Source organism: Streptomyces luteogriseus, from assembly GCF_014205055.1.
GTDB lineage: Bacteria > Actinomycetota > Actinomycetes > Streptomycetales > Streptomycetaceae > Streptomyces > Streptomyces luteogriseus.
The window spans coordinates 328,055-348,077 of the sequence record NZ_JACHMS010000001.1; the positions used below are offsets into that span (position 1 = coordinate 328,055).

Genomic DNA, 20,023 nt, shown 5'->3' on the forward strand with positions numbered 1-20,023 from the left:
CATGATGACAACCGGGCACCGGTGCGGACGCTGCGTTTCGACGGCTGGATCGCCGGGATCGGCACGGCGTCCGGCGCCCGCGTGGTGCTCGGCCACTGGCCGCGGTCACCGTTCGGGCCGTTCAGCGACGTGATGGTCGAGGAGGCCGACGGACACCGGCTGCTGCTGGCGCCCACGCGCGAGACGGCGGACTTCGTCGCCGGCACCTACGTGTTCGACGAGGTGCGGGTCGTACCGGTCGAGGTGCGGGTCGCCGGCCACCGCCACTGGACCGTCACCGCGCCGCCGCTCCACCTGCGGTTCGGGACCGGCCGCCGGAACCTGCCGGGCCTGGCGCTGCGGGCGGTGCCGGGCGGGCTCGCCGCCCGCCCCGGCTGGATCGCGCTGTGGGACCGGCCGGCCCGTCTGCTGCTGGGAGCTCGCACCCACGGCAGTGCCCGGACCGGACGGCACCAGTGGTACGGCGCCCGGGACCTGCACCCGGTCACCTCGGCCACCGTCACCTACGAGGGCCACGACCTCGGCGCCCTCGCCCCGGTCGACCCCCCGGTGCGCTTCGGGACCGGTTCGACACCCCGCCGTCCCTGCCTCGTACGCATCACCACGACGGTGGCCGTGGGGCGGGACCGGCAGGACCGGAGTACGACAGGAGCTGCGTCATGACGGAACAGCGTGCGGATTCCCCGGACTCCCGGCCTGCCCCGGCCACCGACATGTCCCTGCTGGGCATCTATCTCAACGACCATCTCGCCGGTGCCACCGCCGCAACCGCGCGGGTGCGCCACCTGCTGCGCTCGTGCGGTGGCTCGCCGCTCGCCGACGCGCTGGCCCCGGTCGCCGCCGGGATCGCCGAGGACCGGACGAGCCTGCTGCACATCATGCGGCGCCTGGAGGTCCCGGTGCGCCGCTACAAGGTCTACGCGGGCCGCGCCGCCGAGCAGGTGGGGCGGCTGAAGAGCAACGGCAGCCTGGTACGCCGGTCCCCGCTGAGCACCCTGTGGGAGCTGGAGGCGCTGGCGCTGGGAGTGGAGGGCAAGCTGGCGGGCTGGGAGACGATCAGCGATCTGGCCGCCACGGACACCCGTCTCGACCGGGGACAGCTCGACGACCTCATCGAACGCGCCCGGCGACAGCACGCCACCCTGGAGGGGCTGCGCCACAAGCAGGTCGAGGTCGCCTTCCGCGGAGCGTGAGGGACGGGAGCGGGCTCACCAGAACCTGCTGCTGAGGGCGGGCTGATGGGCCAGTTGCACGGCGTCGCGCAGCCGCAGCGCGACGCTGATGGTGGCGCGCAGGGCGGACGGACGGACGCTCTGGGCGGTCTCGGTGGCGAAGACCAGCAGACAGGCCGCCGCCTGCTCGACAACCGAGACGGGCAGGGTGAAGTCGTTGTCGGCGGCCGTGCGGAACGCCTTCAGGGGGATCGCGACGCCGTCGATGGCCCGGTGCGCGGCCTGCTCCAGGTGCTGTGCGGCCAGTTCGCACACGGGGGCGGGCAGGGCGATGGTGCGCTGGAACGGTGAACTCGTCATGACCCCACTGCTTCCCCGGCGATGGCCGGTTCTGTCGGCCGGCGGCGGGATTTCACCGCCCCGCGTGACCGGGGCGTGGCGAATGTCCGGGAATCGAAACAGCCCTCGGGGGCGGCGCAACGGGTGCCGGGGGCGAGAGGTCTACTCCTGCGATCGGCTCGCCGGGCGAACGCCCGGGGGAGCACGGAGAAGTGACCACCACGGGGGTATCCACCATGTTCCGCAACGCCTCGCGCCCCAACCGCTGGAGTGTCTTCGCCGTAGGCTGCGCCGCCGCCCTCGGCATCGCGGCCGCAGCGGTGCCCGCCGCCGCTACGTCGGCCGGCGACGGCAACGACCGCTACACCGCGCGGGAGATCCACACGTTCCTGGAGGACTTCTACGGGGAACACGGGCCCGGCGACTTCGCCCGCACGTACGGCATCTCGCCGCAGCTCAAGGAGAAGGTCGCCGACAACCCGGAGTTCGACGTCCTGCTGTGCGCGCAGAACATCCCGGCGTCCATCGACATCGGCCCGGTCACCACGGCCCAGTCCGTGCGGGTCGGCTGGGCGACGGTCAGCACGTACTGGAACGGCGGCTCCGACAAAGCCGACTTCACCGCGTACGTCGACCTCGACGCCACGCGCCCGATCCAGCTGCTCGACGTGGACTGCGGATCCGAGGGCTGAGCGGCCGTCGTCGTACTCTGGGTGCCGGTCGGGAGCGGCGCTGAAAGGGAGTACCCATGACCGCCCGTGCGCAGGTCGTGGCCCGGCACACCGGCCGGGCCGCCAGGGATGAGAGGCCGCTGTCGGGATCTCTCGCCGAAGTCACCCTCGACGACGGGCGGGTCGTGGTGGTCAAGCGGTCCGACGAGCCGGGGGCGGCGCGGGCCGAGGCGGCGGGGCTGCGCTGGCTGGCCGCCGCGGGAAGCGTGCGGGTGCCGGCGGTGCACGGCCACGAGGAGGGCTGGCTCGTCATCGACCGTGTTCCGCGGGGGCGGCCGGGCCCGGACGCGGCGGTGCGGTTCGGCCGGGACCTCGCCGCGCTGCACGCCGCCGGGGCGCCCGCGTTCGGTGCGCCGCCGCCGGGCGGGCCGGTGGAGGCGTTCATCGGACTCGCGCCGATGCGCAACGAGCCCGCGGCCGACTGGCCGCGCTGGTACGCCGAGCAGCGTGTGCTGCCCTATCTGCGGCGGGCGGTCGACCAGGGCACCGTCCGGGCCGGCGAAGCGGCCGTCGTGGAGCGTCTGTGCGAGGAACTGCCGGAGCTGGCGGGGCCCGCCGAGCCGCCCGCGCGGCTGCACGGCGATCTGTGGAGCGGCAACGTGCTCTGGGCGGCCGACGGGAGGGTGTGGCTGATCGATCCGGCCGCCCACGGCGGGCATCGCGAGACCGATCTGGCGATGCTGCGCCTCTTCGGCTGTCCCCATCTGGAGCAGGTGCTGGACGGCTACCAGGAGGATGCGCCGCTCGCCGGCGGCTGGCGGGAGCGCGTCGGCGTGCACCAGCTGTTTCCACTGCTGGTGCACGCCGTGCTGTTCGGCCGGGGCTACGCGGAACAGGCCCTCTCGGCGGCCCGTACGGCTCTGGCGGAGTGAGCGGTCAGCGGGTCACCACGTGCCGTGTGTCGGGGACGCAGTGGGTCATGGTGAGGCCCTCGACGTCGCGCGGCTCGTTCTTGCCCAGGTTGGCCAGGCGTTCGCGGTCGTCGTCCGTGAGGTCCTGACTCGCCAGCGGCTCCAGGGAGGCCACGTCCTCCGGGCCGATGCCCAGCCCCTCCCCGACCCGCAGGCCGAGGTCGTTGTCGACCAGGAGGAAGTGCCAGACCATGCGCTCCTGGATCGCCCGGTCACACGAGGACAGTTGACCGATGAAGTTCTTCACCAGGTCATCGCGCTCCCAGTCCTCCAGCAACTGGTAGCGCTGACCGGCCTGGACGTAGTCGTTGGTGCGGGGGATGCGCTTGCGGGTCAGTCGGCCGTGGATCTCGGGGCCCTGCTCGTCGTGGGTCGGGTATCGGGCCTCCCGCAGGCCACCGGTGAGGGACGGCTCGTAGTTCACCTGCGGGTTCTCGCCTCCGCCGTCCACGTGGTAGGCCATCTGGCCGTCGCGCTGGTTGGTGTGCACGTCCGCGTTCTTGGCCTGGTTGACGGGGAGCTGCAGGTAGTTCGGGCCTACCCGGTAGCGCTGGGTGTCGCTGTAGGAGAAGGTCCGGCCGACGAGCATCTTGTCGTCGGAGAAGTCCAGGCCGTCGACGAGAACGCCGGTGCCGAAGGAGATCTGCTCGTTCTCGGCGAAGAAGTTCTCCGGCATCCGGTCGAGCACCATCCGGCCCACCGGCTTCGGCGGGAAGTCCTGCTCGGGCCAGGTCTTGGTGTCGTCCAGCGGGTCGAAGTCGAGCTCCGGGTGGTCGTGGTCGTCCATCATCTGGACGAGCAGCTCCCATTCCGGGTGGTCGCCGCGGGCGACGGCCTCGTACAGGTCCTTGGTGGCGTGGCCGAGGGTGTCGGCCTGCACGTTGGCCGCGTCCTCCTCGGTCATGCTGCGCACGCCCTGCTTGGGCATCCAGTGGTACTTGACCAGCTTGGTCTCGCCCTCGGCGTTCACCCACTTGTACGTGTTGACGCCGAAGCCCTGCATGTGGCGGTAGTCGGCGGGGATGCCGCGCGGGCTGAACAGGTTGACCAGCATGTGCATGGCCTCGGGCGTCTGCGACATGAAGTCGAAGATGCGGCCCGGCTGCTGCTCGAAGGTCACCGGGCCCGGCTTGAGGGCGTGGATGACGTCCGGGAACTTGATGGCGTCGCGGATGAAGAAGACGCCCAGGTTGTTGCCGACCAGGTCCCAGTTGCCGTCCTCGGTGTAGAACTTCACGGCGAAACCACGCGGGTCGCGGGCGGCCTCCGAGGAGTCGCGGCCGCCGATCACGGTGGAGAAGCGGACGGCGACATCCGTGCGCTTGCCCCGCTCCTGGAACAGCTTGGCCCGGGTGTAGCGGCTGATCGGCTCGTCGCCCCAGGTGCCGTAGGCCTCGAAGTGGCCGTAGGCCGTGACGCCGCGGGCGTGTACGACGCGTTCGGGGATGCGTTCCCGGTCGAAGTGGCTGATCTTCTCGAGGAACTGGTAGTTCTCCAGCGTGGCCGGGCCTCGGGCGCCGACGGTGCGCTGGTTCTGGTTGTCGTGGACCGGATGGCCCTGCCGGTTGGTGAGTACCTTGCGGTCGTCGCCCGGTGCGGGGCCGGTGCCGGATACGTCCGTCATGTGCGTGGGCTCCTTCGGCTCGTGGCCGCGGCCTGCCGGGGCGGTGCCGTGAGCGGCGCCCGGCCGGGCCCGGCGGGACGGGCCGGGTACCCGGAGGCGCGGGGTCACTCACGTGCCACGTGCCTCACCGGGCGGTGGTGCCGTCCCCGGGCCCGGGCGGCACCACCGCTACGCTCCGTCACGTGTGGGGCCCGGCCCCGGTGACGCGTTCCGCTCCTCGCAGTAGGACCACACCTCCGTGAGGAGGGCCGGATGGCCCTCGCCGTACGCGACGACGGCCTTGTAGACGGCGTCGAGAGCCGCCCGGAGCGGGTCGGGTTCGGCGGCGGCCGTCACGGCGGGAAGCGCCGCGTGCGGCCGCGAGATGCGCAGGGACGGATCCGGGCCGCCGAAGGTGATCATCGCGGCGTGCCGGCCCGAGCCGGAATCGGACGGCGCCGAGCCCTGCGGCTCCCCGTCCGACGGCGGCCGGTCCCGCGCCTCCACGGCGGCGGCCGCGGGGCCCACCACCCACGGTGCCGCCGCCCTCTACAGCAACGGCCCGGACGCGGAGTCGGCCGGCTCGCAAGGCTGCCGTTCGGGCGGGACGGCCCAGCCGACGGTCCGGTCCGGGACGTCCGGTTCGCAGGCGAGGGCGTGCCGCATACGGGCGTCGTCGTCGAAGGGCGGGGGCAGCGGGCGGTCTTCGGCCAGGGCCGTGAGCGCGTCGGCGCCCCGGTCGAGGGCAGTGAGTCCGGCCGCCTCGCAGGCCCGGCGGGCGGCGAGGCGGGCCACCGCGCGCCGGGTGGCGGGGCCCGCGGCGTCGAGGGCGTGCAGGAGGGCGGGGTCGAAGTCGCGCAGCCCTCTGACGTTGCCGCCTACCGTGCGCAGCGCGTCACTCGGCAGCATCCGCCTCGGGCAGGCGACCGGCCTCGGTCTGCCGTCCCCCTCCCCCGGCCCGGTCCGCGAGGCGGCCCGCCCCCATTTGGCGCCGCTCGTGGGCGAGCCGTTGTTCCCGCTCCGCCGCCTCCCGCGCGAGGCGCTCCCGGCGTGCGGCTTCGGCCCGCTCGGCGGGGGTGGGAGGAGGTGGCAGTGTCCGGGCGTAGCGGTGCCAGTGGGCGGCGATCCGCGACGTCTCCTTCAGCGCGCGGTCCGGCTCCGGCGGGGCGGGCCAGAACTGCAGGAGGCAGCGGTCCAGTTGCGGCACCTCGCCCAGCCGGGTGTCCTCCTCTTCCGCCCGGTCCATGCCCAGGGCGCAGTAGCGAACCCGGTAGTCGGTCTCCTCGAGGTCCAGATCCCAGGAGGCCTCCCCCGCCCACTGCACGAGGGCGCACCGCGCCGAGGCGGGGCGGAAGGACACCTCCACCACGTCCTCCCACGCGGGGTCCAGCGGCGGGGCCTGATCCCACACCTCGACCGTGAAACCGACATCGCCAGTGTGCAGGCCGGTGTTCAGCCAGAGGGCGCCCGGTGTCGCCGCCCCGCACAACCCGGCCCGCCGGCCTACGAACGCCTCCGCGAGGTCCGTCCGTGGTTCTCCGGATCGCTCTCGACGCAGATCTGGCCGTAGTGCACTTGAACCTCTCCGTCGACGGGCCTGCGCACGGTCGGCTCCTCCTCGCAGGGGGATGGGATGGTGAGCTGTCGGCATCGTGGCATCCGGCACTGACAACCGGCGGCGGCCACGGATGAGGTGAGCCATGCGGCACGTCTACTGGATCGGCGGCGGAAGCGGCGCGGGCAAGTCCACGATCGCCCGCCGGCTCGCCGAGCGGCACGGCTGGCGCCTCTACGCGACCGACGACGTGATGGCCGATCACGCACGCAGGACCACCGCCGAGGAGGCGCCCTTCTTGCACGCGTTCATGGCCATGGACATGGACGAGCGGTGGGTCGACCGGTCCCCCGAGACCATGCTCGAGACGTTCCACTGGTTCCGGGGCGAGGCCTTCGGTCTGATCGTCGAGGATCTCGCGCGTATGCCGGCGGGGACTCCTGTCGTGGTCGAGGGGTTCCGCCTGCTGCCGCATCTGGTGGCGCCGCTGCTCCCCGGGCCCGGACACGCCGTCTGGTTGCTTCCCACCCCGGAATTCCGCCGGTCCGCGTTCACGAGCCGTGCCACACCGGAGGGCGGGTTCACGCGGCGGACCGGTGACCCCGCTCGGGCCGATCACAACATCGCCGTACGGGACGCCCTGTTCACGGAGCGGCTGCGCGAGGAGACCGCACGGCTGGGACTGCCCGCCCTCACCGTGGACGGCACGATGACGGCGGACGAACTCGCCGGGCGGGTCGGCGACGTCTTCCGGCTCTGAGACGGAGGAAGGCCCGGTCCGGCACCCTTGCGGTCGCCCGCCTGGACCTTGCCCTACCAGACCCGCACGCACCACCAACTCCCCCCTTCTGCACGGCAATTCAGACAGTTGCCTCGGAAGCCCACAGACACCGATCACTTTCGGAACGAAGTGGCACTCCACCGTGCGAGACCGGTCGATGACGGTGTGTACTGTGCTGCGGGTGACTCGCCAGAGCCCCTCGGACCCAGCCCTGCCCGACTCCCTCCTGGAATCGACTCGATGATCGAAATACCGGACCTTGCCGTCGGCGCCCTCGCCCTCGGCACACTGTCCGCTTTCGCCCTCGGCGGCGGGCTGCTGCGCTCACGGCGGCAACTGACCGCGCAGCGCGCGAAGACGGCCGCGCTCCGGGCCCGACTCGACGGCACCACCCGGGCGTTCACCTCCGAGGTCGAGCATCTGGCGGCGCGGCGGCTGCCCGCCGCGGCCCGGCAGACCGCGCATTCCCATGTCACCGTGCCCGGTCCCCTGAACCCGCAACTGGCCGGTTCGCCGCTGGGTTTCGCCCTGGAGCAGGTCCTGGAGGGACTGCACACCGAGCTGGCCGCGCAGCGCACCCGGATCGACGCGGCGGCGCAGGCCGGGATGCGCGGGGCCACGCGGGAGATCCAGGCGGCCCTGTACCGGCTGCAGGACGCCCTGCGCGGGCTGCAACAGCGCTACGACGATCCCGAGTTGGCGCAGACCCTGTTCGAGCTGGACCACGAGAACGAGCAGTCGCTGCGGCGCGCGCAGATCGCCGCGGTGGTGTGCGGCGCCTGGGTGGGGCTCGCCCGGGAGGAATCCCATCTGGTGGACGCGGTCACGGGCGGTCAGGCCCGGCTCGCGGGCTACCGGCGCGTCCTGGTCAGCAACCATCTCGCCGCCGGTACGGCTCTGGTGTCCCACGCCGTCGAGCCGGTCGCCATCATCGTGGCCGAGCTCCTCGACAACGCACTGCGGCACTCCGCGCCCGACACGGAGGTCGTGGTCAATCTCGAGGCGGTCCACCACGGTGTCTGCGTCACCGTGGACGACGCCGGTCTGGGCATGACGCAGGACGAGCGGGCCCGGGCCCAGCGGATGGTCGCCGGTTCGGATCCGATCCTGCTGACCGAGCTCGGTGATCCGCCGCGCATGGGGCTCGCGGCCATCGGCCGGCTGACCCGGCAGTTCGACCTGAGCGTGGACGTGTCGTCCCCGTCGCCGTACGGCGGGGTGCGGGCGGTGCTGCGGATCGACAGCCATCTGCTGACGCGCATCGACCCCGAGGAACTGCCCCCGGCGGCCAGTGCCCCGCGTTCGACCCGGAAGCCGGTGCCGCAGGGCCAGGCAAGCGGTTCCGGCACGCCAAAGGGTTCGGGCGCCGGCCTGCCCGGGGCGCCGGCCGCACCCGTCCCCGCCGCCCCGCCGCACGTGCCCGAACCCGCCCCGTCCGCCGCGTCCGACGCCTCCGGGCCGGGCGCCGAGCCCGGCAATCCCGCACCGCTCCCCGCCCTCGCGAGCCATGAGCACGATCACGGCTACGGTTCGGAGCAGAACGCCGACGACGACACTCCGGCCCCCGGCCACCACGGCCCGCGGGAGAGCGGCGGGCTCCCCCAGCGGCGCCGCCGCGGTCGCGCCACCACCTCGAGCGGCCCCGCCGCGGCCGAAACCGCGGCGCCACGCCGTACCGCCGCCGAAGCCGCACCGCAGCGCCGTCCCCGCCGCCCCGAGGAGTCCGCCGCCGCCCTCGGCGCCCTTCAGTCCGGCACCGCCGCCGCGCGGACCGCCGCCCGGCCGAACACCACGGCCGTCCCAGCCGTATCTGACGGTGCCCCGGCCGCGACCACGGCCGACGGGGCGTCCGAGGACACCGACAGCAACGACCACGAAGGGGGAACGGCTCGATGACCAGCCGCGCAGCGGGGGACACGGCATGGGTGCTCGAACCGGTCCTGGAGGTGCCGCACGTCGTGGCCGCCGTCCTGCTCACCCGGGACGGACTCGTCACCGGCTACACCGACGCGCTGTCGCGGCCGTCGGCCGAGCGGGTCGCGGCCATCACCAGCACCGTGCAGGGTGCCTGCCGTACCGCGGCGGCGGCGTTCGCCGACACCGACCGGGCCGACATCCGGCAGGTCGTCATCGAGTCGGACCACGGCTACGTGCTCATCGTGCCGACGGACCACGGCACCTGCGTCGCCGCCTACGGCGATCCCGAGGTGCGCCTCGACCTGCTCGCCCACCGCGTGCATTCGCAGGTGGCGCGGCTCGGTGAGAAGGCCATGGCCGCCGGGCCCCGAGGTGCCGACGGCGACAGTCCGGCATGACCGGCCGCCGAGGCGGCCGTCCCCTGGTTCCCGCGTACCTGTCGACCGGCGGGGTGGCGCGGCCCAGCCGCGCCCTGGAGCGGCTGTCGGTCCTCACCGCCGGCGGTGAGCCGACCCCCGCGGACCTGCCCGCGGCCCAGGCGGCCCTGCTGGAGGAGCTGGAGCACGGGTCGCTGACGGTGCAGGAGGCCGCGGCCCTGCTGCGGCTGCCGGTCTCCGCGGTGCTGGTACTGGCCGCCGACCTCCTCGACCGCGACCTGGTACTGGCCCGCGCGCCGATCCCGCCCGCCCGGCGCTTCGACCCCGACCTGCTGAAGAGAGTGGCCGATGGCCTCCGCGACCTCAAGCACCGTTGACGAGCTTCCCGGCGCCACGGGCGTCCACCTGCCCGACACCGCCCAGGACTTGGTGAAGATCCTGGTCACCGGGCCGTTCGGGGTGGGCAAGACCACCCTGATCCGGTCGGTGTCCGAGATCCGCCCGCTGCACACGGAGGAGCAGCTCACCGAGGCGTCCGCACAGGTCGACGACCTCGCCGGCGTACGGGACAAGTCGACCACCACGGTCGCCATCGACTTCGGCCGGATCAGCCTGCCGGGCGACGTCGTGCTGTACCTGTTCGGCACGCCCGGCCAGGAACGGTTCCGGTCGCTGTGGGACGACATCGCCTACGGGGCGCTCGGCGCGCTCGTCCTGGTGGACGCGCGCCGGATCGACGCCTCGTTCGACGTGCTGGGGCTGGTGGAGGAGACCGGGCTGCCGTACGCGGTCGCCTTCAACACCTTCCCGGACGCGCCCCGTCACCACACGCCCGAGCAGTTGCGCGCCGCCCTCGACCTGGAGCCCACGACCCCGATGGTGACCTGCGACGCGCGGGAGGCGAACTCCTCGATCGACGCCCTGCTCGCGCTGGTGCAGCACCTGATCGACCACCACCCCCCGGAGCCCCGGTGACCCTCCCGTCCCCCGCCGAGCAGGCCTTCTCCCTCGCGGCGCCCGTGCGCCTGTGGGAGGACGGCTTCGCCCGCGACCCGCATCCCTACTACGCCGCCCTGCGCGCCCACGGCCCGGTCGGCTGGGCGGAACTCGCCCCCGGTGTCCCGGCGTACGTCGTCACCGACCGGCGGGCGGCGCTGGAGCTGCTGCACGACACGGAGACGTTCTCGCACGACCCCCGGCCGTGGGAGGCGACCGTTCCCGACGACTCGCCGGTCCTCGGCATGATGCGCTGGCGGCCCAACACCCTGTTCGCGGACGGCGGCGCCCATCTGCGCTACCGCACCTCGCTCATCGATGCCTTCGACCTGGTGGAACCGCACGATCTGCGGGACCGGGTGCACCGGGCGGTGCACCTGCTGGTGAGCCGGATGGGCCCGCGCGGCGAGGCCGACCTGGTGGGCGACTTCACCCGGCCACTGATGGCGCTGGTGTTCAACAGCCTGTTCGGGCTGCCGGACAGCGCGAGTGACCGGCTCGACGCCGCCCTGGGCAAGCTGATCGAGGGCGGCGCCCAGGCGGCCGAGGGCGAGGCCGAGTTCGGCCGGTACGTGCTGGAACTGATCGCCGCCAAGAGCGAGCGGAGGGGCGACGACCTGCCGAGCTGGCTGCTGGACCATCCGGCGGGGCTGACCCCCGAGGAGGTCACCTGGCAGGTGTTCCTCACCCTCGGCGCGGGGCACGAGCCGACGGCCAACCTGGTGTCCAACGCGCTCTCCAGGATTCTCGGCAACCCGGCCTACTACTCGACGCTGACCAGTGGCGCCCGCCCCGTGACGGACGCGGTGCTGGAGGTCCTGCACCACGAGACGCCGCTCGCCAACTACGGCATCCACTACGCCCGTACGCCCGTCGCCTTCCACGGCGTGTGGATCAGGGCGGCGGTGCCGGTGGTGATCTCCTACGGGGCGCTCGCCCAGGCCGCCGAGCGGGAGCGCGACGCGGACCGCCACCCGGCGGACGCCTCGCACCTGTCCTGGTCGGCGGGCCCGCACGCCTGTCCGGTCAAGCAGCACACGCTGCTCATCGCCACCGAGGCGATCGAACGGCTCACCCAGTGGCTGCCCGACCTCGAACCCGTGCTGCCCCGCGAGCGCCTGACGTGGCGGCCCGGTCCGTTCCACCGCTCGCTGACGGCGCTGCCCGTCCGTTTCGGCCCCCGCACCCCCGACCAGCCAGGAGGACGACCGTGACCGTGACCGACCGCATCGCTCTGGACCCGTTCGGTGCCGACATCGCCGCCGAGAGCGCCCGGCTGCGTGCCCTCGGCCCGATCGTGCCCGTGGAGCTGCCCGGCGGCATCCCCGCCTGGGCGCCCACGGGCTACGGCACGCTGAAGGAGCTCATCCTCGACCCCCGGGTCAGCAGGGATCCGCGGCTGCACTGGCGTCTGTGGCCCGAGATCGGCGAACACCCCTCCTGGGGCTGGATCCTCGGCTGGGTCGGCGTGGTCAACATGCTCTCCACCTACGGCCCGGACCACACCCGGCTGCGCAAACTCGTCGCGCCCAGCTTCACGCACCGGCGCACCGAGGCGATGCGGCCCCGGGTGGAGGCGATCACGTCGGAGCTGCTGGCCGCGCTGGAGGCGGCCGACGGCGAGGTCGTGGACGTCAAGGAGGGGCTCGCCCATCCGCTGCCGATGCGGATGATCTGTGAACTGATGGGCGTGCCGGACGCGTTGTGGGAGGACACCGACCGGCTCATCGCGGACATCATGGACACCTCCGACCCGAGCCCGGAGCACGCGGCGTCCGTGCAACGGCAGATCGGGACGGTGCTGCCCGCGCTGATCGCCCACCGGGCCGAGCACCCCGGGGACGACATCACGACCGAGCTGATCCGGGTCCGCGACGAGGACGGCGACCGGCTGAGCGACGAGGAGCTGCTGTACACGCTGCTGCTGGTCATCGGCGCCGGGTTCGAGACCACCGTGAACCTCATCGGCAACGCGGTCGTGGCCCTGCTGCGCCGTCCCGAGCAGCTGGCGGCCGTGCGCGCCGGTGAGATCGGCTGGGACGCCGTCGTGGACGAGACGCTGCGCGCCCACCCGTCGATCGCCTCGCTGCCGCTGCGGTTCGCCGTCACCGACCTCACCGTCGGGGAGGTCACGATCTCGGCCGGCGACGCCATCATCACGACGTACGCCGCCGCGGGACTCGACCCCGAGCACTACGGGCCGGACGCCGACCGCTTCGACGCCACCCGCACCGCGGACGACCATCTGTCGTTCGGGATCGGCGTCCACCGCTGCATCGGGGCGCCGCTGGCCCGGATGGAGGCCCTCACCGCGCTGCCCGCGCTGTTCGACCGGTTCCCCGGCCTGCGCCTGGCCGAAGGGGACGGGGGCCTGCGGCAGGTGCCGTCGTTCATCGCGTTCGGCTGGCAGGAGATCCCGGTGCGGCTGCGGGGCTGACGCCACCCGGGGGACACGCCGCTTCACAAGGCAGCGCGCGGGAGCGCGACCGGTCCCCCGTTCCGGTCGTGCCCCCGCGGTAGTTGAACTTACGTCCATGGCCGAGGGCTTGTGAACCGTGCCGATGCCCGCTACGCGCTCAGCAGGACTCACCCGTGCACAGCTCAGTCCGGATGGCCCGGTTTCGTCCCGTCCGAACCAAGTCAACCGGTTGCCCAGGAGGCAAATCCGGCTCACGCGGAAGGCCGGAAGTCCGGCACGTCGAGGTCGCCCACGGCCAGGTGCGCCAGCACGACCTCGTAGAGGTCGGTGCCCGCGGCGAGCAGCTGGCGCTCCAGGACGGGTTCGGCACTGCGGACGTGTTCGCGCACGGTCTGGGCGTGCACACCCAGCGCCTGCGCGGCCCGTTCGGCGTTTCCGCCGGCGGCGATCCAGGTGCGCAGCGTCCGGCGCGGGTTCCTGGCGTCGGCGTCCAGCCGGCCCAGCAGGTCCTGCGCCCAGGTGCGGACGCCGGGGCCGGACAGCAGGTCGGCGAGCCGCAGCCCCGGGTCGCCGGTGCCGTCGTCGAACCGGGCGTCGGCCAGTCCGATCTGGGTGTTGAGCGCCAGGTGGACGACTGCCCGGACCGTGAGGTCGGCGAAGTCGGTGCCGAGCAGGGACTCGACGCGTTCCATGCGGGCGCGGACGGTGTTGCGGCTGACTCCGAGGACCTTGGCGGCGTTGACCGCGGTGAACTCCAGGCCGAGTCGGGTGGTGGCGAGGAGTTCGGCGCGGGTGTGGTGCGGCAGGGTGTCGAGCGGGCGCAGCACCCGTGACGTCCAGCCGCGCAGCGCCACGGGGTCCATGAGGCGCTCGGGGTGGGTGCGCTCGGCGTAGACGGCCGCCCTGTCGGGCCGGAAGTGCGCGACGGCCAGGGCGCTGACTGCCTGCCCGTAGGCCGTGGCGGTCCGGGCGAGGCTCTGCCGGACGCTGCCGCCGAGGAAGAGGTCCGAGTGCCGTCCCACCAGGGACAGCAGGGCGTCGCCCGTGGCCTCCCGGGGGCTGACGACGATCACGTGCCCGTCCATGGCCGGGCAGCGCACGACCAGGGCGTCCTCCCGGGTGCCGTCCAGGCACTCCTCGGCGATGCGGTCGCGCAGGGCGGGAGCGGACTCCACGACGTACACGCACGCCGTGTCGGCGTCGAGCAGTCCGGGCCAGAGTCCGGCGGCGACGCGGCGGGCGGCGATGGTGTCCTCGACCATCAGCAGTTGCAGGATCGCCAGGCGCAGATCGGCGGTGGCCCGGCGCAGCCGGTGCCCGGCCGCGGTCGACTCGCCCGCCGTCAGCAGCAGCTCGATCACCTGGGCGGTGTGGGTGACGACCTCGGAGGCCCGCCGGTCGAAGGGGGTCTGCCGGGAGACGGCCAGCACGCAGGTGTGGGACGGGTGCTCCACCCTGACCAGACGCAGGTGGCGCTCCCGGCTCTGCCAGGCCGCGGAGGCGAGCCGGCCGGTGGTGATGTCCGTGACCAGGTCCTCGTCGAGGGGGAGCCGGTTTCCGGCGACGAGGTTCCCGGCGGCGTCCTGCAGGGCCACGGTCGCACCCACGGTGCCGGCGAGCCAGGCGACGACCCTGCGGACATCGCGTCCTGCCGGGCGCAGGTGCTCGAGCAGTTCCTCCGCCCATACCGGATCCGTGCCGGCCCGCGTCTCCCGCTGCCGGTTCCCGTCCTCTCGGCCTGTCACCTCGGCCTTCCCCTCGCTCCTCGCGCCGCCTCCGGCGCACCGGTCGGGGACGTTACCTCACGTCCCTGGGGCTCTCACCCCGGCCGAACGCGGGGGCGGCGGGGGCCGCCGTCCCCGGCCCGGCCCCCTCCTGCGCCGGCGACCCCCGCCGGCGGCATAAGCTCGACGGATGGCGAAGTACTACGACGTGCACCCCGACAACCCCCAGCCCCGCACCATCGGCCAGATCGCCGACAGCATCCGTGCCGACGCTCTTGTCGCCTACCCCACGGACTCCTGCTACGCACTGGGCTGCCGCCTCGGCAGCCGGGACGGCATCGACCGGATCCGTACGATCCGCAAGCTGGACGACCGGCACCACTTCACCCTGGTGTGCCAGGACTTCGCGCAGCTCGGCCAGTTCGTGCGGATCGACAACGACGTGTTCCGCGCGATCAAGGCGTCGACGCCGGGCAGCTACACGTTCATCCTGCCCGCGACGAAGGAGGTGCCGCGCGTGCTGCAGCACCCCAAGAAGAAGACGGTCGGCGTGCGCATCCCCGACCATGTCGTCACCCAGGCCCTGCTCGCGGAGCTCGGTGAGCCGCTGCTGTCCAGCACCCTGCTGCTGCCCGGCGAGGAGGAGCCGATGACGCAGGGCTGGGAGATCAAGGACCTGCTCGACCACGTGCTGGACGGGGTGGTCGACTCCGGCGACTGCGGTACCGAGCCGACGACGGTCGTCGACTTCTCCGGCGGGGAGGCCGAGATCGTGCGGTACGGCGCGGGCGACGCCTCCCGGTTCGAGTAGACGGCAAAGCGGGGATCAAGGGGCGTTCATGGTTCAACCACGTGCCGGGGGTGGGCGAAATGCCCCCGGCACGGGCGTGTCACGATGACCTTGATCCGCCCGGTCACGCACGCGGACGGGCTTCCTGACCCCCACCCCGCAGAGAGGCAGCCCAGCCATGACCGCCGTACAGGGAACCGCCGTCGACATCCCCACCGCCGACGGCACCGCCGACGCGTATCTGGCCCACCCCGACGACGGGGCCGCCCACCCGGCGGTCCTGGTCTTCATGGACGCCTTCGGTCTGCGCCCGCAGCTGCGGTCCATGGCCGACCGGCTGGCCGCCGAGGGCTACACGGTGCTGGTGCCGAACCTGTTCCACCGGCACGGCCGTGCCCCGCTGTTCGACCTGCCCGAGTACATCGACCCGGGGGCCAGGCCGGAGATGTTCGAGCGCATCGTCCCGGTCATGCAGACCCTGACCCCCGACCTGGCGATGCGGGACGCCGACGCGTATCTGAACTGGCTGGACGGGCACCCGGCCGTGGCCGACGGCCCGGTCGCGCTGACCGGCTACTGCATGGGCGCCCGCCTCTCGCTGCTCACCGCCGGCACCTACCCGGAGCGGGTCGCCGCCGCGGCCGGATTCCACGGCGGGCGGCTGGCCACGGACACCCCGGACAGTCCTCACCTCGTGGCGGACAAGGTCACCGCCGAGCTGTACTTCGGCCACGCCGACCAGGACCCCTCCCTGCCCGAGGAGCAGATCCGGCGCCTGGAGGAGGCCCTGACATCGGCGGGCGTCCGTCACCGGTGCGAGGTGTACAAGGGCGCGCCCCACGGCTTCACGCAGGCCGACACCGCGTCGTACCACCGAGAGGGCGACGAGCGGCACTGGTCGGCGCTGCTCGACCTGCTGAAGCGCACATTCCGACCCCAATCGACTCCCCTGGACGGGAAGTTGACGGCCTACCGACGGTAAGGGCTTGCTCCCCCGCGATCCCTGCGCGTAGACCTTGCTGGGAACCAGCCATGACTTCGGGGGAGTTGACTCATGGACGGCACGGTCGACGGGTTCCGCTACGGCGCGGTGACCCCGGTGGCGGCCTATCTGATGGCCTGCCTGGGAGGGGCGCTGGGACTGCGGTGCATCGTGCGCTCGCTGCTCGACGCGCAGTCGTGGAAGGCGGGCTGGCTGGCGTTAGGCGCCGCCGCCATCGGATGCGGCATCTGGACGATGCACTTCATCGCCATGATCGGCTTCCATGTGGAGGAGACCCGGGTCCGGTACGACGCGGCCACGACGGTGCTCAGCCTCGTCGTGGCCGTCGCCGTGGTGGGCGTCGGCGTGTTCATCGTCGGCTACCGCGGCACGGGCGGCGTCACGCTGGCGGTCGCCGGCGCGTTCACCGGACTCGGCGTGGCGGGCATGCACTACCTGGGCATGGCGGCGATGCGGCTGAACGGCGAGGTCGGCTACGACCCGGTCGGGGTCGCGCTGTCCGTACTGATCGCCGTCGGCGCCGCGACCGCCGCGCTGTGGTCGGCCGTCACCATCCGCGGCTTTCTGACGAGCCTCGGGGCGAGCCTGGTGATGGGCGTGGCGGTGTCCGGAATGCACTACACGGGCATGGCCGCCGTCAGTGTCCATGTGCACGACTCGACCGGCGGGACCTGGGCGGGCGACTCACCCACGTCCCTGCTGCTGCCCATGCTGCTGGGACCGGTGGTCTTCCTGCTGCTGGCGGGGGTCGTGGTGATGTTCGATCCCCTGCTGGTGCTGGGCGAGCGGTCGCCGGCCCCCCGGCCGGAGGCCTCCGCCGCCAACTCGGCGGACCCGCACCGCCCTTCGTGGCGCGCGTCGGCCTCCCGGACCCGCAAGCGGTGAGCGGCCCGCCGGCGGACGGCGCGTAGATCGATTGTTACGGTGCACCGGTGTCTGACTCCTCACGCGATACCGCCGAAGGCGCCGGCTGGGGTACCAGTGAACGGGGCGCCTACCAGCGGTTGATGCCGCCGCAGGCCGAGAAGATCTCCTGGCTGGACCCGAGGATGCTGTGGGTCGCCCGCAACGGCGTGCTGGCCTCGTGGTTCGGGGACCCGACCGGCCGGACGCGCAGCCGGTGGGTGGCGCAGCGGGCGGCCTGCGGCGCACCGGCCGACAAGGTGCTCCGGCGCGACGACCCGGACCGGTTCTCGTTCCTGGTGATCGGTGACACCGGTGAGGGGGACGACCCCCAGTACGCCGTCGTGCCGGGCTTTCTGAAGGCCGGTCAGGATTCGCGGTTCGCAGTGCTGGCCAGTGACGTGATCTACCCGGTGGGCAGCGCGGACGACTACGACACCAAGTTCTTCCGGCCGTACCAGGACTACCGGGCGCCGATCTACGCGATACCCGGCAACCACGACTGGTACGAGGACCTCGACGGCTTCATGCGCGTCTTCTGCGACGACGCCCCACCCCTGCCGCCCGAACCCCGGCCCCGTCCGCTCACCCGGGCCTGGCTGCGTTCGCTGCTGTGGCACCGGCCGCGTCCGGACGCGGGGCAACACCTCGCCGAGGCACGCACGTTGCGCTCCGCTGCGGAGCAACAGGCCGTCCAGCCCGGCCCGTACTGGGCGATCGACGCCGGTCCGGTGCGGATCGTCGGCATCGACACGGGTCTGCTCGGCACCCTCGACGCCGAGCAGGGCGCCTGGCTGCGCGAGGTCTCCCGGGGGCCCCGCCCCAAGATCCTGGTCACCGGTTCACCCTTGTTTGTGGACGGCCGGTGCGAGCCGTGCGCCATCGAGGGGGGCGGCACCGTGGACGACGTCGTCCGCGATCCGGAACACCACTATGTGGCGGCGATCGGCGGCGACATCCACAACTACCAGCGCTACCCGGTCCGGCTGGAGGACGGGCGTACGCTCCAGTACGTCGTCGCGGGCGGGGGCGGCGCGTTCATGCACGCCACCCACACGATCCCCCGGGTCAACGTCGCGGGCGTCTCCGAGCAGGACTTCCGCTGCTACCCGCTGCGCGGCGACTCCCTGGCCTTCTACAGCCGCCTCTACGGCCGGCGGCTGCGGATGCGCCGCTTCTTCACGCTCACCGAGGCCGAGGCGACGGCCGTGATCGCCGAGCGCCTCGGCATCAAACCCACCCGCGCCCCGGGCACCCCGACCCGTGTCACCCGGCGCGTCCGCCTGGTCGCCGGGCTGCTCGGCACCGGGCGCCGCCCCGACAAGGCCAGGCGGTTCCGGCTGCCGGTGCGGAAGATCTACACGTCGCTGTTCTCGCCGAGCTCGGCGACGTACAGCCCGCCGTTCTTCAAGTGTTTCCTGCGGCTGGACGTCTCCCCGGAGTCGGTCCGGCTGCGCTGTTACGCCGCCACGGGCAACCGCGCGCAGGAAGTGGCCCCGCCGGTCGAGGACGAGGTGACGATCCCGCTGCGCCGACCGGGCGGAACGGGACAGCGCTGACCGGGCGGACCGGGAACAGCACGGGCCTCCGCCGGGTTGGCACCTCCGTAGGCCATTGAAGGTTCAATGATGGAGGGCTCGTGCCGCCGACCCCGCGACCGCTGCGCAGGCTGGGCTTCCTGACCATCGGCCTGTTCGACGCGGCGGACCCGCGCCGGGGCCACGAGTCGACGCTGGAGATCATCGAGCTGGGGGAACGGCTCGGTTTCGACAGCGCGTGGGTGCGTCACCGGCACCTGCAGTACGGCATCTCCTCCCCCGTCGCCGTCCTGTCCGCCGCCTCCCAGCGCACGCGCCGCATCGAACTCGGCACGGCGGTGATCCCGCTCGGCTGGGAGAACCCGCTGCGGCTGGCGGAGGACCTGGCCACGGTCGACCTGCTGTCCGGGGGCCGGCTCAACCCGGGCGTGAGCGTGGGCCCGCCCATGCACTTCGACCAGGTCAAGGACGCGCTCTACCCGGACACGGCCGACGCCGAAGACTTCGGCTACGGGCGGGTGGAGCGGCTGCTCGACTTCGTGCGGGGCAAGCCGGCGACGGACTTCAGCGGGGCCGAGGGCTTCGAGGTCTTCTCCGACCGGGTGCAGCCGCACTCCCCGGGCCTGGGCCGCCGCCTCTGGTACGGGGGCGGCAGCCTGCGGTCGGCCCGGTGGGCCGGCGAGCACGGCATGAACCTCCTCACCAGCAGCGTCGTCAAGGCCGAAGAGCCCGAGGGTCCCTACGACTTCGCGGAGATCCAGCTCGCCCAGATCCGCGCCTTCCGCGCCGCCCACCCCGACGGCGAGGCCGCCCGGGTCTCGCAGGGCCTGGTCGTCATCCCCACGGACTCGGCCTCGCCCGGACAACGCGCCCGGTACGAGGAGTACGCCGCGCAGCGCACCCCCCGCACGACGGCACCGCAGGGACCGGCGCGGCTGTTGTTCGCGCCGGACCTGGTCGGGGCCTCGGCGGAGATCGCCGGACGGCTGCGGGCGCACGCCGCGTTCCGGGAGGTGGACGAGGTGGCGTTCGCCCTGCCGTTCTCCTTCGAGCACGAGGACTACGTGCAGATCCTCACCGACATGGCGACACAGCTGGGCCCGGCCCTGGGATGGCAGCCGAGCACCTAGCCCTGTCGGTGTCGTACTCGGCAAGGAATCTCGTGGTCCCCCCGGCGAAGGGGAGCACGCCGTTGCCCCGGAGTGCGCCCCGGCGGCTCCCGCCCGGCCGCCGTCGGACCGCCCTGGCAGGTACCGCGAGCATC

The 20,023-nt window shown here is 73.0% G+C and carries 22 protein-coding genes; 16 read left to right on the forward strand and 6 right to left on the reverse strand.

Translation table 11 applies throughout. The features are described from left to right. Window positions 1-21 precede the first annotated feature (21 nt). Together BJ965_RS01520 and BJ965_RS01525 are read left to right on the forward strand one after the other, a co-directional pair. Window positions 22-663, forward strand: coding sequence for a hypothetical protein (locus tag BJ965_RS01520; protein ID WP_184906974.1), 642 nt, complete (start codon window positions 22-24; stop codon window positions 661-663). Beyond that, window positions 660-1,193 (forward strand): hypothetical protein, encoded by a 534-nt coding sequence (locus tag BJ965_RS01525; protein ID WP_184906975.1) that lies wholly within the window; start codon window positions 660-662, stop codon window positions 1,191-1,193. Before BJ965_RS01520 ends, BJ965_RS01525 begins: the two co-directional genes overlap by 4 nt. A 15-nt stretch (window positions 1,194-1,208) precedes the next feature. On the opposite strand, the gene BJ965_RS01530 is transcribed toward BJ965_RS01525, so the two are convergent. Beyond that, entirely contained in the window at window positions 1,209-1,532 is a 324-nt protein-coding gene (locus tag BJ965_RS01530) for a hypothetical protein (protein WP_184906976.1), read from the reverse strand. A 191-nt stretch (window positions 1,533-1,723) separates the two neighbouring features. Here BJ965_RS01530 and BJ965_RS01535 point away from each other — a divergent pair, with 191 nt between their 5' ends. Both BJ965_RS01535 and BJ965_RS01540 read left to right on the forward strand, forming a co-directional pair. Then, a complete protein-coding gene (locus BJ965_RS01535; protein WP_313666680.1) occupies window positions 1,724-2,203 on the forward strand; it encodes a hypothetical protein in 480 nt (159 codons plus the stop codon). A 56-nt stretch (window positions 2,204-2,259) separates the two neighbouring features. Further along, a complete protein-coding gene (locus tag BJ965_RS01540; protein ID WP_184906977.1) occupies window positions 2,260-3,114 on the forward strand; it encodes a fructosamine kinase family protein in 855 nt (284 codons plus the stop codon). Between the two features lie 4 nt (window positions 3,115-3,118). Here BJ965_RS01540 and BJ965_RS01545 read toward each other — a convergent pair whose 3' ends face one another. From BJ965_RS01545 to BJ965_RS38985, 4 genes are all read right to left on the reverse strand, one after another. Next, window positions 3,119-4,777, reverse strand: coding sequence for a catalase (locus tag BJ965_RS01545; protein ID WP_184906978.1), 1,659 nt, complete (start codon window positions 4,775-4,777; stop codon window positions 3,119-3,121). 168 nt (window positions 4,778-4,945) lie between these two features. Continuing rightward, entirely contained in the window at window positions 4,946-5,284 is a 339-nt protein-coding gene (locus BJ965_RS38975) for a hypothetical protein (protein ID WP_246545814.1), read from the reverse strand. Between the two features lie 21 nt (window positions 5,285-5,305). Then, entirely contained in the window at window positions 5,306-5,665 is a 360-nt protein-coding gene (locus tag BJ965_RS38980; protein ID WP_246545815.1) for a hypothetical protein, read from the reverse strand. After that, window positions 5,652-6,167: a hypothetical protein gene (locus BJ965_RS38985; RefSeq protein ID WP_246545816.1), complete on the reverse strand. Its 516-nt coding sequence runs from the start codon at window positions 6,165-6,167 to the stop codon at window positions 5,652-5,654. The genes BJ965_RS38980 and BJ965_RS38985 overlap by 14 nt, the downstream gene beginning before the upstream one ends. A 289-nt stretch (window positions 6,168-6,456) precedes the next feature. On the opposite strand from BJ965_RS38985, the gene BJ965_RS01555 reads away from it, so the two are divergent. The 7 genes from BJ965_RS01555 (at window position 6,457) to BJ965_RS01585 (ending at window position 12,819) form a co-directional block, all read left to right on the forward strand. Beyond that, complete coding sequence (locus tag BJ965_RS01555) at window positions 6,457-7,071, forward strand: hypothetical protein (protein WP_184906979.1); 615 nt, start codon at window positions 6,457-6,459, stop codon at window positions 7,069-7,071. A gap of 261 nt (window positions 7,072-7,332) precedes the next feature. Further along, the gene (locus tag BJ965_RS01560; RefSeq protein WP_184906980.1) at window positions 7,333-8,988 is read left to right on the forward strand and encodes an ATP-binding protein; all 1,656 of its coding nucleotides are present in this window, start codon (window positions 7,333-7,335) and stop codon (window positions 8,986-8,988) included. Further along, the gene (locus BJ965_RS01565; protein ID WP_184906981.1) at window positions 8,985-9,407 is read left to right on the forward strand and encodes a roadblock/LC7 domain-containing protein; all 423 of its coding nucleotides are present in this window, start codon (window positions 8,985-8,987) and stop codon (window positions 9,405-9,407) included. Before BJ965_RS01560 ends, BJ965_RS01565 begins: the two co-directional genes overlap by 4 nt. After that, a complete protein-coding gene (locus BJ965_RS01570) occupies window positions 9,404-9,763 on the forward strand; it encodes a DUF742 domain-containing protein (protein ID WP_184906982.1) in 360 nt (119 codons plus the stop codon). The genes BJ965_RS01565 and BJ965_RS01570 overlap by 4 nt, the downstream gene beginning before the upstream one ends. After that, a complete protein-coding gene (locus tag BJ965_RS01575) occupies window positions 9,735-10,361 on the forward strand; it encodes a GTP-binding protein (RefSeq protein ID WP_184906983.1) in 627 nt (208 codons plus the stop codon). The genes BJ965_RS01570 and BJ965_RS01575 overlap by 29 nt, the downstream gene beginning before the upstream one ends. After that, on the forward strand, window positions 10,358-11,596 hold the full coding sequence (locus BJ965_RS01580; RefSeq protein WP_184906984.1) for a cytochrome P450: 1,239 nt from the start codon (window positions 10,358-10,360) through the stop codon (window positions 11,594-11,596). Before BJ965_RS01575 ends, BJ965_RS01580 begins: the two co-directional genes overlap by 4 nt. Beyond that, the gene (locus BJ965_RS01585; protein WP_184906985.1) at window positions 11,593-12,819 is read left to right on the forward strand and encodes a cytochrome P450 family protein; all 1,227 of its coding nucleotides are present in this window, start codon (window positions 11,593-11,595) and stop codon (window positions 12,817-12,819) included. Before BJ965_RS01580 ends, BJ965_RS01585 begins: the two co-directional genes overlap by 4 nt. Before the next feature lie 233 nt (window positions 12,820-13,052). Here the strand turns inward: BJ965_RS01585 and BJ965_RS01590 are convergent, their stop codons facing one another. Continuing rightward, window positions 13,053-14,546, reverse strand: a complete 1,494-nt coding sequence (locus BJ965_RS01590; protein WP_184906986.1) for a helix-turn-helix domain-containing protein — start codon at window positions 14,544-14,546, stop codon at window positions 13,053-13,055. A 169-nt stretch (window positions 14,547-14,715) separates the two neighbouring features. On the opposite strand from BJ965_RS01590, the gene BJ965_RS01595 reads away from it, so the two are divergent. The 5 genes from BJ965_RS01595 (at window position 14,716) to BJ965_RS01615 (ending at window position 19,889) form a co-directional block, all read left to right on the forward strand. After that, a complete protein-coding gene (locus tag BJ965_RS01595) occupies window positions 14,716-15,336 on the forward strand; it encodes an L-threonylcarbamoyladenylate synthase (protein WP_030853712.1) in 621 nt (206 codons plus the stop codon). 157 nt (window positions 15,337-15,493) lie between these two features. Then, complete coding sequence (locus BJ965_RS01600; protein WP_184906987.1) at window positions 15,494-16,297, forward strand: dienelactone hydrolase family protein; 804 nt, start codon at window positions 15,494-15,496, stop codon at window positions 16,295-16,297. A gap of 72 nt (window positions 16,298-16,369) precedes the next feature. Further along, the gene (locus tag BJ965_RS01605; RefSeq protein ID WP_184906988.1) at window positions 16,370-17,203 is read left to right on the forward strand and encodes an MHYT domain-containing protein; all 834 of its coding nucleotides are present in this window, start codon (window positions 16,370-16,372) and stop codon (window positions 17,201-17,203) included. A 47-nt stretch (window positions 17,204-17,250) separates the two neighbouring features. Continuing rightward, window positions 17,251-18,780: a metallophosphoesterase family protein gene (locus tag BJ965_RS01610; RefSeq protein ID WP_184906989.1), complete on the forward strand. Its 1,530-nt coding sequence runs from the start codon at window positions 17,251-17,253 to the stop codon at window positions 18,778-18,780. An 80-nt stretch (window positions 18,781-18,860) separates the two neighbouring features. After that, window positions 18,861-19,889, forward strand: a complete 1,029-nt coding sequence (locus BJ965_RS01615; protein ID WP_184906990.1) for an LLM class flavin-dependent oxidoreductase — start codon at window positions 18,861-18,863, stop codon at window positions 19,887-19,889. Window positions 19,890-20,023: the final 134 nt, after the last annotated feature.